General features: G+C 45.1%; 11 protein-coding genes. 5 read left to right on the top strand and 6 right to left on the bottom strand.

Annotated features, from left to right (window positions below):
- Positions 1-79: 79 nt before the first annotated feature.
- From ACXACS_RS13530 to fdhD, 4 genes are all read left to right on the top strand, one after another.
- The gene (locus ACXACS_RS13530; RefSeq protein ID WP_025254953.1) at positions 80-631 is read left to right on the top strand and encodes a DUF2058 domain-containing protein; all 552 of its coding nucleotides are present in this window, start codon (positions 80-82) and stop codon (positions 629-631) included.
- A 379-nt stretch (positions 632-1,010) separates the two neighbouring features.
- Positions 1,011-1,826, top strand: a complete 816-nt coding sequence (locus ACXACS_RS13525) for a leishmanolysin-related zinc metalloendopeptidase (RefSeq protein WP_474807289.1) — start codon at positions 1,011-1,013, stop codon at positions 1,824-1,826.
- A 100-nt stretch (positions 1,827-1,926) separates the two neighbouring features.
- On the top strand, positions 1,927-2,553 hold the full coding sequence (gene mobA / locus ACXACS_RS13520) for a molybdenum cofactor guanylyltransferase (RefSeq protein ID WP_474807287.1): 627 nt from the start codon (positions 1,927-1,929) through the stop codon (positions 2,551-2,553).
- A complete protein-coding gene (fdhD, locus tag ACXACS_RS13515; protein WP_474807285.1) occupies positions 2,543-3,322 on the top strand; it encodes a formate dehydrogenase accessory sulfurtransferase FdhD in 780 nt (259 codons plus the stop codon). Before mobA ends, fdhD begins: the two co-directional genes overlap by 11 nt.
- Before the next feature lie 67 nt (positions 3,323-3,389).
- On the opposite strand, the gene ACXACS_RS13510 is transcribed toward fdhD, so the two are convergent.
- Positions 3,390-5,714, bottom strand: coding sequence for an FdhF/YdeP family oxidoreductase (locus ACXACS_RS13510; protein WP_474807283.1), 2,325 nt, complete (start codon positions 5,712-5,714; stop codon positions 3,390-3,392).
- A gap of 334 nt (positions 5,715-6,048) precedes the next feature.
- Between ACXACS_RS13510 and ACXACS_RS13505 the strand changes: the two genes are divergently transcribed.
- The gene (locus tag ACXACS_RS13505; protein ID WP_474807281.1) at positions 6,049-6,522 is read left to right on the top strand and encodes a GNAT family N-acetyltransferase; all 474 of its coding nucleotides are present in this window, start codon (positions 6,049-6,051) and stop codon (positions 6,520-6,522) included.
- A gap of 143 nt (positions 6,523-6,665) precedes the next feature.
- Here ACXACS_RS13505 and ACXACS_RS13500 read toward each other — a convergent pair whose 3' ends face one another.
- The 5 genes from ACXACS_RS13500 to rne form a co-directional block, all read right to left on the bottom strand.
- Positions 6,666-7,475: a haloacid dehalogenase type II gene (locus ACXACS_RS13500; protein ID WP_474807280.1), complete on the bottom strand. Its 810-nt coding sequence runs from the start codon at positions 7,473-7,475 to the stop codon at positions 6,666-6,668.
- 82 nt (positions 7,476-7,557) lie between these two features.
- On the bottom strand, positions 7,558-8,235 hold the full coding sequence (locus ACXACS_RS13495) for a response regulator transcription factor (RefSeq protein ID WP_474807278.1): 678 nt from the start codon (positions 8,233-8,235) through the stop codon (positions 7,558-7,560).
- A gap of 27 nt (positions 8,236-8,262) precedes the next feature.
- A complete protein-coding gene (locus ACXACS_RS13490; protein ID WP_474809275.1) occupies positions 8,263-9,849 on the bottom strand; it encodes a sensor histidine kinase in 1,587 nt (528 codons plus the stop codon).
- 79 nt (positions 9,850-9,928) lie between these two features.
- The gene (locus ACXACS_RS13485; RefSeq protein WP_474807276.1) at positions 9,929-11,077 is read right to left on the bottom strand and encodes a phosphotransferase; all 1,149 of its coding nucleotides are present in this window, start codon (positions 11,075-11,077) and stop codon (positions 9,929-9,931) included.
- 104 nt (positions 11,078-11,181) lie between these two features.
- Complete coding sequence (rne, locus tag ACXACS_RS13480; RefSeq protein ID WP_474807275.1) at positions 11,182-14,610, bottom strand: ribonuclease E; 3,429 nt, start codon at positions 14,608-14,610, stop codon at positions 11,182-11,184.
- Between the last annotated feature and the right edge of the window lie 618 nt (positions 14,611-15,228).

The following is a 15,228-nucleotide window of genomic DNA, read 5'->3' as shown; positions in this document are numbered from 1 at the left end:
ATTACGTTTTAAGACACACAATGAAGACTTGCAATACGCTTCATGCAAGGTTTATTACTACACTAATAGAGAGTGAATTATGGCCTCTTTACAAGATCAACTTTTAAAAGCCGGATTGGCTGATAAAGCGTCTGCAAAACAAGCGCGCGCTGACAAACGCAAAAAGCAAAAACAAAAAAATAAGCAGAAACAGCCAGTGGTAGATGAGGCTACGTTAGCGGCTCAAAAAGCGGCGGAAGAGAAAAAAGCCCGCTCTCGTGAGCTAAACCAATTGCAGCAGGAAGAACGAGAAAAACGTTCAATTGCGGCTCAAGTAAGGCAGCTTATTAACGTTAATAAGCAACCGCGTAAGGGTGAAACTGTACTGAATTTTACTCACGATAACGTGGTAAAACGCATGTATGTGAGTGAAGAAATGCACAAGCAAGTGACGAAAGGTCGTTTGACAGTGGTATTACTTGACGATGCTTACGAGCTGGTTCCAACGCCGGTTGCTGACAAGATTGCTCAGCGTGATGAATCTTCAATTATATATCGCGCCGATTTAGATAAAAGTGGTAGCGATGGAAAAGACGAAGATGAAGACGATTGGTATGCCGACTACGAAATCCCAGACGATTTAACCTGGTAGTTTTTTCAAACTCACCACCTTATGGCTTTAAAAAAAGCTCGGTGGTGAGTAAATGCTTTCAACCAAAGCTGTGTTTACTAACGTGTTAACAATTATTACCAATACCCGCTCTCTATTTAGATATTTTCATTGCAATTAAACTTCAAAGACCTTTCATAGCTATCGCTTGCTTCACCCTAAAGTATTGTATTTATTGCGACTTTTTACAAATAGTTCTCTTTAGAAAATCTTATCTCGGCCGTTAAGAACAAAATAGTAAAGGAAAGGTGTTACCTCTGCTTTCTAGTCTATAGTTATTAATGCGCATAAGTATCGTTGCCCCAAATGATTTGCGTTAGATTTTGCGTTAGATGTTGTTTCTTAATTTAGGAGGGAAGCCATGAATGGTTTACCGAAGCTGGTTCTAGGTGTCGTAATAACATTATGCATGTCACTACCTGTAAATGCTGGGCTATTCAACATCTCTATCAATAATCTTGGAGGGTTAACACCCTCACAATCCAGCGCATTTGACGATGCAATTGCATATTGGGAATCATATTTAATAGGCGTTCAAAGCTCTTTTGACCATAGTATTGTTATAGAGGCAAGTGGAGCGCCGATTGATGGTACAGGTGGGGTATTAGGTAGTGCTGGCCCGTCAAGTATTACTCAGTTTGCCGACAGTACTTATGTGTATGCGAATAAAGGTCGCATGCGCTTTGATACGGCAGATCTAAATAACATGGAAAATAACGGCACACTTTTCGATGTTATCGTGCACGAAATGGGTCATGTTATCGGGTTTGGCACTTTGTGGACGACTGATTTTTTTATCGCAGGGAGCCAGTCTAATTACGTTAATGGCACAGGGCGCTACACCGGAGAATACGCTTTGGAAATCTACCGCCGTGAGTTTGTCGAAGACGCCACCTTTATTCCTGTTGAACTTGGCGGAGGCGCAGGTACTGCCAATAGTCATTGGGACGAGCCTTGGCCTGGTGGTTCATCTGACTTAATGACCGGCTATTTAGGGCCCTATCCAATTACGTTAAGCGATACCACTGTAGCGTCGTTTGCTGATATTGGTTATTTGACAACTGTAACTCATGCGGTTGATGGGGCTGCTACGGTATGGCTATTTCTACTTTCATTTGGGTTAGTACTGAGAAAAAAGCCTCTACGAACTAGTGCGCGCCTTCTGCAAACTGTGTAACCTAAGCACGGCCTAGCTTTCTATTGCTAAGCAGTGTTTTGAATTTTTAGAATAAATAATGAGGGAAAGCTTGATAAGAGAGAAACATAAAGTGGATAAAGTGAATAAAACTCTTATCGGACTCGTGTTAGCGGGTGGCCAATCGCGCAGAATGGGGCAAGATAAAGCCCTTATGCGTTATCAGGGAAACACGCTTATAGAGCATGCGTCATCGCTATTGAAGGCTGCAGGGTGTGATGAGGTGTTAATTAGCCGTAATGCGCCAAATTTTTTAAATGATAAAATTGATTATGCAGGACCACTGGGTGGTGTGCATGCAGCTCTGGATGTTTTATGTAATTCAAACGAAGGCAAAGGTAGGCCTATTGAATTGCTTGTCCTTCCCGTGGATATGCCCCAGATGACGCCTCAGCTTTTGAAAACGCTAGTATCAGCAGGGCGGGAATCCCAGCGGTCGGTTTACGTGAAAAAACGCTTTTTGCCTTTTTATTTGTCTGTTATGCCCAAAACTAAATCAATGCTAACTCACTACTTGGTTGACCAATACAAACGGCGTGTGGTGGGGTTCTTAGAAAGCCTAGACGCCATTGCTCTTGAGGAAGCTAATCTTGCGCGCCCCAAAAAGGTAAATGGCGATCAAGAAAAACAGAACGAAAAAGTAGCTCGTATGGATGAGGCACAATGGCTTAATGTTAACACGCCAGGTGATTGGCCTGATGACAAATAACGCCGAATACCACGCATTAGTTTTAGATGGCACACCTGAAACTCAACGTTTTACGCTTGCTGAAGAGGTCGCATTAAGCATCAGTTACAACGGTATCAACTATGCAGTAATGCTTGTTACGCCTAAAGACATAGAAGACTTTATTATTGGCTTTAGTTTAAGTAACGACATTATTGAGCACCCCCGCCAGCTTTATGGTATTGAGTTGACATACCACAAAGAGCACATTAATGCTGAAGTGGATATTGCTAACCAGGCTTTTTGGAAGTTAAAAGAAAATAAACGGCAATTGGCAGGTGCTTCGGGCTGTGGGCTTTGTGGTGTCGAAGCGCTGGATAACGCTTTGCCTCAACTCCAACCTGTAGAGCCATTGCCTCTACCAGAAGCAAGCTGGTTTAAGGGGTTGCGAGACCTAATTTCACAAGCGCAAGCACTAGCGCAGCAAAGTGGGGCAATGCACGGCGCACTCTATATTGATGCCAAACGCAATGTACTGGCATGTCGTGAAGATATAGGAAGGCATAACGCATTTGATAAGTTAATTGGAGCCATTGCGGCTAATAAGCTTTATCAGAAGGATTGCCTTGTCGTGTTAACCAGTCGCTGTAGCTTAGAACTAGTACAAAAAGCGATAAGAGCAAAATTACCTTTGCTTGTGACACTTTCAGCACCTACGGCATTATCAGTTAAGTGGGCTAACCGCTATGGCGTATCCCTTATCCACGTGCCTAAATATGACTCACCGAGAGCGTACTCACCACAAGTTTAACGGGGCGCGAAGCTAGAGAGTATAGAGCATTTAAGCGGCCCCGCGTTCGGGGCCAAATTCGATAAGCTTAAACTGCAGAGACCGCAATTCGTCCATCCGACTCGGACTTTGAAAGTTTGATCGCAATAAATTTCGACGTTGGCGTGAAGGTTCCGTCGCCGTAGCTTTCTAGAGGTACTAGCGGATTGGTTTCGGGGTAATACGCCGCAGCTTGGCCCGGCGGAATGTCGTAAGCTACCAACATAAACTGTTTAATTTGGCGGGTCTTGCCATCGTTCCACATTGACGTAATATCCACTTTATCACCGTCTTTAAATCCCAGTTTTTCGATATCGCGTTCATTAACAAAAAGGACATCACGGACGCCAAACACGTTTCTGTAACGGTCATCCATACCATAGATAGTTGTGTTGTACTGGTCGTGGGAACGCAGAGTTTGTAAAATAAGGTCGGGCTTTTCACCTTGAGCAACTAGGTCGGCATTTAACAGCGAATCTGGCAGCGAGTTAACAGCAAATTCAGCCTTGCCTGAAGGTGTTAACCAGTGCCTTTCACTTGCTGCGTTACCTAGGTGAAAGCCGCCTGGCTGTGCAAGTTTGGTATTAAAGTCTTTAAAACCGTCTATCGTATCGGCAATGAGTTCACGAATATTATCGTAGTCGCTAATTAAGGCATCCCAGTCTACCGGTGTGTTGCCCAGCGTCGCTTTGGCGATACCCGCGATTATGGCTGGTTCTGAGCGAAGTTCAGGCGAACTCGGCGGTAGTTGACCATAGGAGATATGAACCATAGAAAACGTATCTTCAACGGTTACACCTTGTTGTCCATTGGCCTGCATGTCCACTTCAGTTCTACCCAGACAAGGTAAAATAAGTGCATCCTTACCTGTAGTTAGGTGAGAGCGGTTTAGTTTGGTAGCGATATGTACCGTTAAATCGCATTTTGATAACGCAGCGTGAGTACGGGGTGTATCTGGTGTTGCCTGCGCAAAATTACCGCCTAAGCCGATGAATACTTTAGATTCGCCACTTTCCATAGCCTGAATCGCTTGAATGGTATTGTGACCCTGTTCTCGTGGGACTGCGAAGTTAAACTTGCTTTCCAACGCATCGAGTAAGGTTTCAGGCGGTGCTTCGTTAATACCCACCGTTCTATCACCCTGCACATTACTGTGGCCTCTAACGGGCGAAAGGCCGGCGCCTGGCTTGCCAACGTTTCCTCGCAATAGCTGTACATTTACAATTTCTTGAACTGTAGCAACAGAATGTTTGTGCTGTGTAATTCCCATAGCCCAGCACATGATCACCCGTTCTCCGCGCTTGTACATAGTAGCTGCGTGGCGGATGTCGTCTTTCGATAAACCGCTTTGTGCTTCAATATGTTCCCAACTTGTATTGTCAACTACCGCTAAATAGTCGTCCATGCCGTTGGTATGTGTATTGATAAAATCATGATCGAAGACGGGAGTGTCATTGTTTGCTATTGCTTCCTTCTCCCAGGTTAGCAACCATTTCGCAATACCGCGCATTACTGCCATATCGCCGCCAAGGGCAGGTCTGAAGTAAGCGGTATTGGTTGGCGTTGAGCCATTGGTTAGCATTTCAATGGGGTGTTGAGGATGCTGGAACTTTTCTAGTCCGCGCTCTTTAAGCGGGTTTAAACAAATTACTTGCGCCCCTCTACGTACAGCGTCGCGTAGTGGCTCTAACATGCGTGGGTGGTTAGTGCCCGGGTTTTGCCCGATAACAAATATAGTATCTGCTTTTTCAAAATCGTTGAACGTAACCGTGCCTTTACCTACACCAATGGTGGGCTTCATACCTTGCCCTGAGGCTTCATGACACATATTCGAGCAATCGGGAAAATTATTGGTGCCAAACGCGCGTACAAAAAGTTGATATAGGTAAGCGGCTTCGTTACTTGCGCGTCCTGAAGTATAGAATTCGGCTTGATGTGGTGAACTCAGAGCATTTAAATGTTTAGCGATAAGTGCAAAGGCATCGTCCCATGATATAGGTTCATAATGATCAGTCTGAGCATTGAAGCGCATTGGGTGTGTAAGTCTACCTTGTGATTCTAACCAATAGTCAGTGTGCTTCTTTAGCGAACTTACTGAATGGTTTGAGAAAAACGCTGGGTCGACATAACGGCCGGTAGACTCCCAATTCACCGCTTTAGCACCGTTTTCACAAAACTTCACTAATCCGCTTTCAGGTGACTCGCCCCAAGCACAGCCCGGGCAGTCAAAACCCTTATCTTGATTGGTTTTAAGCATGGCTCGTAAATTTTTAAGCGGCTTCTCACTTTGGATCCAATTTTTAGTCACGCTTTTAAGCGCACCCCATCCGCCAGCGGGTTTGTCGTAAACTTTGATGTTGCGCTTATCACTCATATTTTGCCCCTGTGCCCGCGCGGGTGTTTGCTCATGTATACAAGACCTAGTAGCAAAGCACCTTAACTATTTTTAAATGGTGTTCCAATTAATTACGCCGACTAAATTATAGGGTTCATCAATTAAACGCTTATTTCCAGTCGCCAGTCTTTACAGGAAAGGTGCTACGACGGTTATATTCTTAAGGTAAAGTAGGAGCTTGAGCTTTGTGAGTAAAACGCTATGCGTTACACTAGCAAGTAGGTAACAAGTTGTAGCCTTTTACTTTTAGGTTTTACAGCACCAGTAATAGCGCACTATTTAAACGTTAATAATAAAAACTCATCGGGACAACATGGTTTCTTGGCAATCACTTACATTTAATGAACTTACTAATCATCAACTTTTCGACCTGCTCAAGTTGCGAGTCGATGTATTTGTTGTTGAGCAAAACTGCCCCTATCCGGAGCTTGATGAAAAAGACCGCCATCCGCAAACCCATCACTTAATGGGCTTTGAAAATAATAAACTTGTGGCGTGTGCACGATTACTTGGTGAAGGCGTCAGTTATCCATCGGTAAGCATAGGCCGAGTGGCAACCAGTGAAGCCTTTCGGGGAAAAGGGGCGGGTAAAGCTCTTATGCGTGAAGCCATTAATCATTGTGAGGCAATATGGCCGGGGTGTGATATTGAAATTGGTGCACAAGAATATTTAAAACGCTTTTATGAGAGCTTTGGTTTTGAAGCCACATCAACCATGTACTTGGAGGATGACATCCCTCATATAGATATGAAGAGACAAGGCACGGCAAAAAGCATTGATCTGTGACTAGCTCAAAAAATCGGTTGGCATAACCTTATAGCTTTGGAACAGGCGTATAGTCAGAGTATTAACTGACCTTGTTCACTCATGCCAACCGATAAGCGGTGCTTTTAAGTGCACCTAGAATTCATCAATCAAGCCCCGAATGCTTATTTCGCCTTCGGTAGTTGAGAAACTAGCTCATCTAGCCCACTCACTACAGTGTCAGGCGATAGCGCTAGAGGATAGAGTACTTTGCCCGGTCGAGCGATAAACGCAGCTTGCCATCCGGCTTGTTTAGCCCCAGCAATATCCCAACCGTGAGCCGCAACTAACATAGCGTCTTCTGCTGCTATGCCCATTTTTTCAATAGCCCATTCATAAGTGCGTGTATCTGGCTTGTACAAATTAATATCTTCAACGCTAAGTCGCTCATCGAAGTAAGACAGTAGGTCTGCATTTTTAAACTGGGTATACACGCCTTTATTAGAGGAATTGGTAAGGCTTACCAGTTTATAGCCCTTGTCTTTTAGTGCCTGCAAGCCATTACGTACATCTGGGTGTGGGGGAAGGCTTCGCAAAGGCGTGACAATTGCCGTTTTAGCCTGTTCTTTGGTTAATTCGATACCTTCGATTTCAGCAACCATCAATAGTGAGGCAACGCCAATCTCTCCAAAGGTATGGAAGCGACCAGTGGTTGAGTCGACCAGCGAGTGATGCAGCATGGTAGAGAACCAAAGCGGTAACAAATCGTCTCGCCCTCCTAATGCTTCACCCACCGAACTGCGCATGGCGGTAAGGTCAAGAAGGGTCTCGTTTACATCAAAAAAGATAACTTTGGGCGCGCGCAATTCTTTCTTTTCGACCTGCATTGCATCGGTATTTCCTGTTTGCGCAAAAACAGGTGATAACAGCAGACCTAGGCCTAAAGCGGTTGCACAGCATATCCGTGATAGTAATGATGAAGGTGAACGAGCCATGATTATCCTTAATTAAGATTTGAACGAGTGTTCAAAATAGGATGAATAGGGTCTTAATGCAATAGTTGATGAGACGAAATGACTATTTTCTGGTGGTTAATCGATACCCATTCCCGCGCAAGGTTTCAATAAATATGGCATCACTGTTATGAAGCTTTTGACGTAGCCTACTAATATACACGTCAACCACATTGGTAAGCGGGTCGCTGTGGCTTCGCCATACTCGACTTAATATGCGCTCTCGAGAAAGGACTTTTTCAGTATTTTCCGCAAAATAATAGAGCATGTCGTATTCTAGTTTAGTGAGTGTAATTTCTTCTCCTGACAGTGTCGCAATGCGAGATTCATCATCGATGTTTAACGGTCCGACGGTTAAGCCTGATAGAGTAACAGGCGTGTTGGTCACCCTTCGGCTTAAGGCCGTTATACGCGCTAGCAGTTCGTCAAAGTCAAAAGGCTTACATAGATAATCGTCTGCGCCTTGTTTTAAACCATTCACGCGCTCCCGTACCTCATCTACAGCTGTAAGTAGCAAAACCATAGGAGCATGAGGGAGAGATTTAATGGCGGGCAACAGCTCTACGCTATCTTCGTCGCCAAACATGCGATCGAGTACGATGATGGCAGGGGACTCGTGTCGAATGCGCGTGACTAAATTGTGCAATGCCGACTCTTCGACACACTCAAAACCTTCCGCGTTTAAGCCTCGCGATAAAAATCGTAGTAAGGGGGCTTCGTCATCAGCAATAAGAATCTTCATTATCGGTATAATCCTAATTCGTCTATGTCATTCAGCGCTTGCTGTATCTGATTGATTTACTTGACTTTCTATCATAGGGAGTGTCAAGGTAAACTGAGAGCCTTTACCTAACGTAGAGTGTGCAGTTAGTGCGCCGTGGTGGGCTTCTGCAATGGCTTTTGCGATAGACAAACCTAACCCCATTCCATTGCCTTTGCGTTTTAACCTAACGAAGCGTTCAAACACGTGCTGCAAATCACTTGAAGAAATGCCTTCACCGCAATCAATGACTGATACATTGATATTCTGGTCTTCGCTTTCAACACGCAGCGAAATGGGCGTATCTGGATAGGAGTATTTGTGTGCGTTTTCAATAAGAATGGTTAGTGCCTGCGAAATTCTGTCACGGTCGATAAGCACTTGCGCTTTTTCTTTAGCAAGCCATTTAATATCTAGATCTCTGGGCTTTGTAAGTTTTTGCCAGGATGGCATGTTTTGAGTAAGCAGGCTGTGTAAGTCCGATTTAACCAAATCCACCGTGAATTCGTGCATCTCGGCCCGCGCCAGTAGCAGTAAGTCATCCACTAACTTACTCAAGTTAACCGCTTGCTCAAGTATGGTTTCTAGCGTTTCTTTGTAAATCTCATTGCTCGCTGCTGCTTGTCTGAGGGTTACCTGCGCTTCGCCGCGTATAATAGTTAGCGGCGTACGCAATTCGTGGCTAACATCGGCCATAAACTGACGACGCTTTGCGTCTTGCTTAGTTAATTTGTCATTTGCTTCTTTTAGCGCGCGAGTGCGACTCTCCACTTCAAACTCTAAGTGCTTGCGATGGGCATCTGCCTGATCTTCATGCTCCTGTAACCGCGCAATCATAGAGTTAAGTGCTCTTACCAAGTCAGTAAATTCGCTGTCTAGCGTTTCGGGTAAGCGATAGTGATAATTTCCTGATGCGATAGCATCAGTACCAGTACGAATAACTGTAAGGGGTGAATAAAGGGCATTAAATAGCCAGTAGCAACCTAGCAAAATGAAGGGGCAGGTGATGAGGCCCAAACTAATCGTAAACCATACTATGCTGGTGTTAAGTGTTTCGATGCTAGCGTTAATGCGCGATACCACACCTGTTTGGCGATTTACTGCAGAGTTAATGGCTTCTCTAAACTGATTGTCGATTGTGACTTCTAACAATGTTTGAAGGCGCTGCTGCTGGTTGAGTGGAGTGCTATCGTTAGAAAGCGCAATAGCCCTAAATTCTGCCACTATGCTTTGAATGAGTGCTTCGAGTTCGTCAGTGTCCTCTACGCTGCCAAGCGTTGCTTCAACTCCTAAGGCTTCACGCTGCGCGAGTTCTAGCGATGTTATCCGATTTAATGCGTTTTCTATTTGCTGTTGCTTGTTTCTAACTTTGGCTTGGTTCGCATTTTTTCCAAATATAAGCTCGTCTGTCAGCTGTTTAAAAAGCCTGTAGGAAACACTGGATAGCTGTTGATGCTCTGAAAGTAGCGACTGGGCAAGCTGTGCCTGGGTGAGATTAGTACGGGTTAAATGTGCCGAAATTGCGGCACTTGCCAAGGCTATTAACAAGATAAAAGTAGATAACAACCCAAAAAGATAAAGTTTGCGTTTGTACATGGCAACGACATTGTATTTGTTTGCCACTATATACGCTTAATATAATGTAATGGTGCAGTTTTATTGATTTTAAAGGCGGCTAGCAGGCGTGTGAACTCTTTAAGGCGGCTAGGGCGACATTAGTTTGGCCCTTAAGCTCAGCATCTATTTTCCAGTGCTCTGGGCTCCAACCAGATAAGAACCGATAAAAGTCAGCGCAGGCAAAAGGGTACAGCTTTTTCCATTCGGCAATGACGTGCTCAATATCACTGTTTTTGAAATAAAAAGGGGTATCATGGTTTGACGAGCGAGCTTGTAGTGCGTCTTCTAGTGCAAGGAAATACGTATTAAGTAAAGCGTCCCGATGGGCTATATGGGTTTCAGTGGGTAATGCGCTTCCCAAAAAGTAAGCCACATCTTTTATGCCGACACCAAAACCGACATACTGAAAGTCGACGGCGGCACAGGCGGAAAAATCTTCAGTAAAACAGAAGTTAGCCACTTTAGCATCGCCATGTACTAACGTTTGATAGTTAGCACTATCTAAAGTTCTAGAAATGGCCAGGGCGTTTTGTTTTAACAGACCCTCGGGCATGGCTTGAAACTCATCTTCACGTGTAGCTAAGTGCCAATAAGTGCCCTCGCTCCACAGCTGTATATTTCGGTTTTCAAATTCACTTCTTACATTAAAAAAGCGCGCGTGAAAGTGAGCTAACCATTTGAGAACGGTTTCGCATCGCGCTGGGGTAAGTGAAGAGGCTGTACGTGAGTAGCCAGCGTGCGCTAAATCTTCCATAACCAGAAGGGAGGCTTCGCCCTGCTGGCTGTGTGCTATGTATTTGGCTGTTGGAAAGCAGGCATCAGTTTGCGGGTGTACTTGGCTGTAAAAACAGTTCTCTACCGCGAAAGATTGGCACTTGCGGCTGTGGCTTGCCTCGCCGTTCCAACCTTTGGGGTGTGAAAGGGTGTTTGGCGGTGTGGCGCATTTTACTACAACCTTAGTAACTGGTTGGCGGTTGGCTGTTTGTAAGGTAGTTGAGCTATCTTGTACGTGCTGGATTTCATCTCTACAAGTAGCGCTAACATTTTTACTGGCTTTTGCGGTGTCGTCACTAGAATAGCTTAGTGTGGCACGAAAGCAGGCACCGTAGCCACTCCAAAGAGGCTGGATTAGTTGCGTATTTAATACCCTGGCATTACACACTTGGCTTAACCAATCTATATATTGCTGGTCTACCGTGTCTGACATTTCATTCTCAATTCGAACTAGATTTCAAAAGTACACTAACAAACAAAAAAGCCGCTCGAAAGCGGCTTTTATTCATGGGCTAGTCAACCACTAGCAACTGAGATTTATTCAGCCACAGCTTCTTCAGCAACGTCACTTACTGCTTGAGGAAGTGTTGTAGTTGCTGATGCCCGCGAGTTGGCGTACGACATGGCCGCAGTTTTACCCGATACTGCTAGTGCAGGTCGTGTATCGTCAGCTTTTGCAGTAAGCGCAACATCAACAAAGGTATCGTTCACTTGCGCTGGCAATGCCATAGGGTGAGATGCGCCACGCTTACCTTTACCGCTAGCAGCTAGACTATTTAAAGCTGGAGCTGCCTTTACAGTACGTTGCTCTTTAGCCGTCGTATCAGCTGCTTTTGCTTCTTGCGCTGGTGCTTCAGATTCTGATGGCGCATCTGCCAAGTTAATTTCAACTTGTTCTGGCGATGCTGATTCATCTTTAGCTTCTGGCGCTGCGCTTGCACTGTCAGTATCAGCAGTCTCAACTGAAGATTCAGCGTCTGCTTCCGACACGGATTCTTCAGATTCACTTGATTGTTCAGTGTTTTGAGTTGCTTTGACCTGCTCAGCTTGAGTGGTAGCGTTATCTTCTGCTGCAGTTTCTACAGTCGTAGAAGGCTTATCTTCTGAAGGCTGCTTCTCTTCTGAAGGTTTATTTTCAGCTGAAGCTTCATTACCCGCTGAAGGCTCTTCACCCGCTGAAGGCTCTGCATCAAACTGAAGTTCGTCCTGAACGGCTTCAACATCAAGCTTGGCTTTTTCTTGCTTGCCTTGGTTAAAAACAGGCTGTTCGTCAGCTGGTGCTAGTTGACCAGGCTCCTGTGCTTGCGTTTCTTCAACAACAGGGGCGTCAGCTTTAGTAGTCGCTTCAACTTCAGCTTCAGGTGTTTGCGGTGAAAGCTCACCAGGCTGCTTAGCTTGAGTTTCAGCGTCGTCAACTTGCTGTGCTTCTTTCTTACGACGTTGACCTGCGGCACGAACATGGCGAGGTGAACGGCGTGAACGACCACGACCTTCTCGTTTTTGACCTTGTTCTTCACTGTTGGCTTCACTGTTCGCATCAGTAGTCGCTTCAACAGCGTCATTAACTACTGAAGTTTGACTATCAACCTTAGACGCATCCGATTGAGCCGCTACCGGCTTTGCGTCTACAGATTTTTCAGCTACTTGCTGTTCCGCTTGCGGCGCTGGTTTATTAGCGTCCTGCTTAGACTCAACATTACTTTCAGCTGGCGCTTGTGCTTTCTCTACTTTAGACGACTTAGGTTTTGCATCAGCTTTAGGCTTCTGCTGTACCTGCGCTTCTTTCGACGCAGGTGCTGTTTGAGCGTTATTTTGTTCTGCAGTATTTACGGCATCATCTTTCTTCACACGAACGCTACGGCGCTTGTCACGACGTTTTCTGCGTTCAGCCACTTCACGCTTCTTCTGCGCTTGGTTTTCTTGCTGCTCGCCATCTTGCTTTTCGTGCTTAGGCTTTTGCTGTTCATCGCGAGGCTGTTGCGCTTTACGAGGCTTACGGCCTTTGTCATTACGCTTATCGTCTTGATCTGACCGTTGTTCTTGACGCTGGTCTTTTCGCTGATCGCCGCGCGGTTTGCGATTATCTTTCTGGTCACTATCGCGGTTTTGATCTTTGTCTTGGTCACGGCCTTTAGACTGGTTGCCACGACGGTTGTTTTTATTGCGCGGCTTGCGACGACGGTCGTCGTTATTGCGAGTGCGGTTGTTTCTATTTTGGTTACCAGACTGTGCTTTCTTGTCTTTATTGGTTTCTTCTTCGCTTTCGCTACCAAATAAGTCACTAATCCATTTGCCAAAGCGTGCAAACAGCGAAGGCACGTCGTCAGCTTTCTTTGCCGGCTCTTCTTTCGGCGCCACAACAGGAGCAGCCGTAGGCGCAACAAGCCCTTTAAGTGCTGGTTCTTCACGTTTGACGGGGGCCGTGGTCGTCGTCTCTGTTTCAGCTTCTACTGCAGGCATTAGCTCTACGTCGTAGCTCGCTTCAGAAACAACGTCGTCTGGACGTCGACGCAACACCTGGTAATGAGGTGTATCCAAGTTTGCATTAGGAATAAGTAGTAAATCTACGCCGTGACGCTTTTCAAGAAGCTGAATTGACTTACGCTTTTCGTTAAGTAGATAGGTCGCAACTGGAACAGGCAACTGTGCTTCAATTTGCCCTGTGTTTTCTTTGATGCTTTCTTCTTCCAAAATACGAAGAATAGACAGTGCTAAAGATTCGGTTCCGCGAATAGTGCCGTGACCAGAGCATCGTGGACACACGTGGTGCGCTGATTCACCTAGAGAAGGGCGTAAACGCTGGCGAGACATTTCTAAAAGACCAAAGCGAGAAATACGACCCAATTGTACACGGGCTCTGTCACTTCTTACCGCGTCTTTCATGCGGTTTTCAACTTCACGTTGGTGACGTACTGGTGTCATGTCGATGAAGTCAATAACTACCAAACCACCTAAATCGCGAAGACGCAACTGACGAGCAATTTCGTCTGCCGCTTCTAAGTTAGTATTAAGCGCAGTCTCTTCAATATCACCGCCCTTGGTTGCGCGGGCAGAGTTGATATCAATAGATGTTAGTGCTTCAGTAGGGTCGATAACAATTGAGCCGCCAGATGGTAAACGCACTTCGCGTTGGAACGCAGACTCAATTTGGCTTTCGATTTGGTAGTGGCTGAATAATGGTACTTCACCACGATAAAGCTTTACACGATTTGCAAAGTCAGGGCGCACTAGCTGAATGTGCTGTAGCGCTTGCTCATAAATGCTGGTTTTATCGATAAGGATTTCGCCGATATCGCGACGTAGATAGTCACGAATAGCGCGCACAATAACGTTACTTTCTTGGTGAATTAAGAAAGGAGCTTCGCGCTCTTCAGCTACCTCTGAAATCGCTTCCCAATGTTTAAGCAGAACTTTTAAATCCCACTCTAATTCTTCGTACGACTTACCTACACCGGCAGTACGCACAATTAGGCCCATACCTTCAGGAAGGTCTAATTTGCTTAGTGATTCTTTAAGCTCAGTACGCTCGTCACCTTCAATACGACGAGAGATGCCGCCAGCGCGTGGGTTATTCGGCATTAGCACCAAATAGCTACCTGCAAGCGATAGGAACGTAGTTAAAGCCGCGCCTTTTTGGCCACGCTCTTCTTTGTCGATTTGAATAATAACTTCTTGGCCTTCCTTAATCACATCTTTGATGTTTGGACGGCCTTCGAATTTGTAACCTTTAGGGAAATAAGTGCGGGCAATTTCTTTTAGAGGGAGGAAACCGTGACGCTCTGCGCCGTAGTCGACAAAAGCGGCTTCTAAGCTTGGTTCAACGCGGGTAATTTTACCTTTGTAGATATTCGCTTTTTTCTGTTCGTGCCCTGGGCTTTCAATATCTAAATCGTACAACCGTTGCCCATCAACAAGGGCAACGCGCAACTCTTCTTGCTGAGTTGCATTAATTAACATTCTTTTCATTGTATCTAACTCTGTTTTAGTACAGCCGTTAAGACACAAAATTAAAGTGACATGTGCAAACCCTCACCGCGCAACCTCACGGCTGGACGGGGACCTTGTTGTTGCGTCGCATTATCCCTGGTGGTTGGCCATGTTAGCACCGTTTTTAGCGCTTAATTTTAACTGTTTTCACTTGTGTCTTATTTTCAGACAAAATAGCAAGCGAATTGCAATGGCCACACTGCTTTAGGGATGTCGGGAGCGACTAGCCCTTATTACTGTATTCTTTTTTACGAGCATTTTTATATGCTCGCTAGTCATTTAATTCTGTTAGTTAACGGCAAACTTATTTTATGTTCGCAAGCAATGGCGGTTGCTTTATCACGGCAGTGTAGTCGTTGCCTCTCTAGCTTGGTTGGTCTGAAAAATATTTTTTCATTGCGGATGCTACCAACGCGAACGCCATACTTTTTCGTTTTACAAGTGTGAGTAGCATCGTCGTTCTTTATAGATTGCTATCTCGTTCTCGTTTGTTGTTTTTATAACGCTGAGTTTCACGTTTTTGAAAGGGCGTTTTTTTACCACTTACTATCAAAAACTAAATTGTGAATATTACCGTTCAAAAAACGTCGTTAATTA

It is taken from the genome of Alteromonas sp. AWM4_230, assembly GCF_056158305.1.
This window is presented reverse-complemented; position numbering and strand designations above follow the sequence as displayed.

Bases quoted from the DNA above. Each gene is read 5' to 3' on its own strand.
- ACXACS_RS13490 (WP_474809275.1), bottom strand. From the start codon at position 9,849: ATGTACAAACGCAAACTTTATCTTTTTGGGTTGTTATCTACTTTTATC.
- ACXACS_RS13510 (WP_474807283.1), bottom strand. From the start codon at position 5,714: ATGAGTGATAAGCGCAACATCAAAGTTTACGACAAACCCGCTGGCGGA.
- ACXACS_RS13505 (WP_474807281.1), top strand. From the start codon at position 6,049: ATGGTTTCTTGGCAATCACTTACATTTAATGAACTTACTAATCATCAA.
- ACXACS_RS13485 (WP_474807276.1), bottom strand. From the start codon at position 11,077: ATGTCAGACACGGTAGACCAGCAATATATAGATTGGTTAAGCCAAGTG.
- ACXACS_RS13495 (WP_474807278.1), bottom strand. From the start codon at position 8,235: ATGAAGATTCTTATTGCTGATGACGAAGCCCCCTTACTACGATTTTTA.
- rne (WP_474807275.1), bottom strand. From the start codon at position 14,610: ATGAAAAGAATGTTAATTAATGCAACTCAGCAAGAAGAGTTGCGCGTT.
- ACXACS_RS13500 (WP_474807280.1), bottom strand. From the start codon at position 7,475: ATGGCTCGTTCACCTTCATCATTACTATCACGGATATGCTGTGCAACC.
- ACXACS_RS13525 (WP_474807289.1), top strand. From the start codon at position 1,011: ATGAATGGTTTACCGAAGCTGGTTCTAGGTGTCGTAATAACATTATGC.
- fdhD (WP_474807285.1), top strand. From the start codon at position 2,543: ATGACAAATAACGCCGAATACCACGCATTAGTTTTAGATGGCACACCT.
- ACXACS_RS13530 (WP_025254953.1), top strand. From the start codon at position 80: ATGGCCTCTTTACAAGATCAACTTTTAAAAGCCGGATTGGCTGATAAA.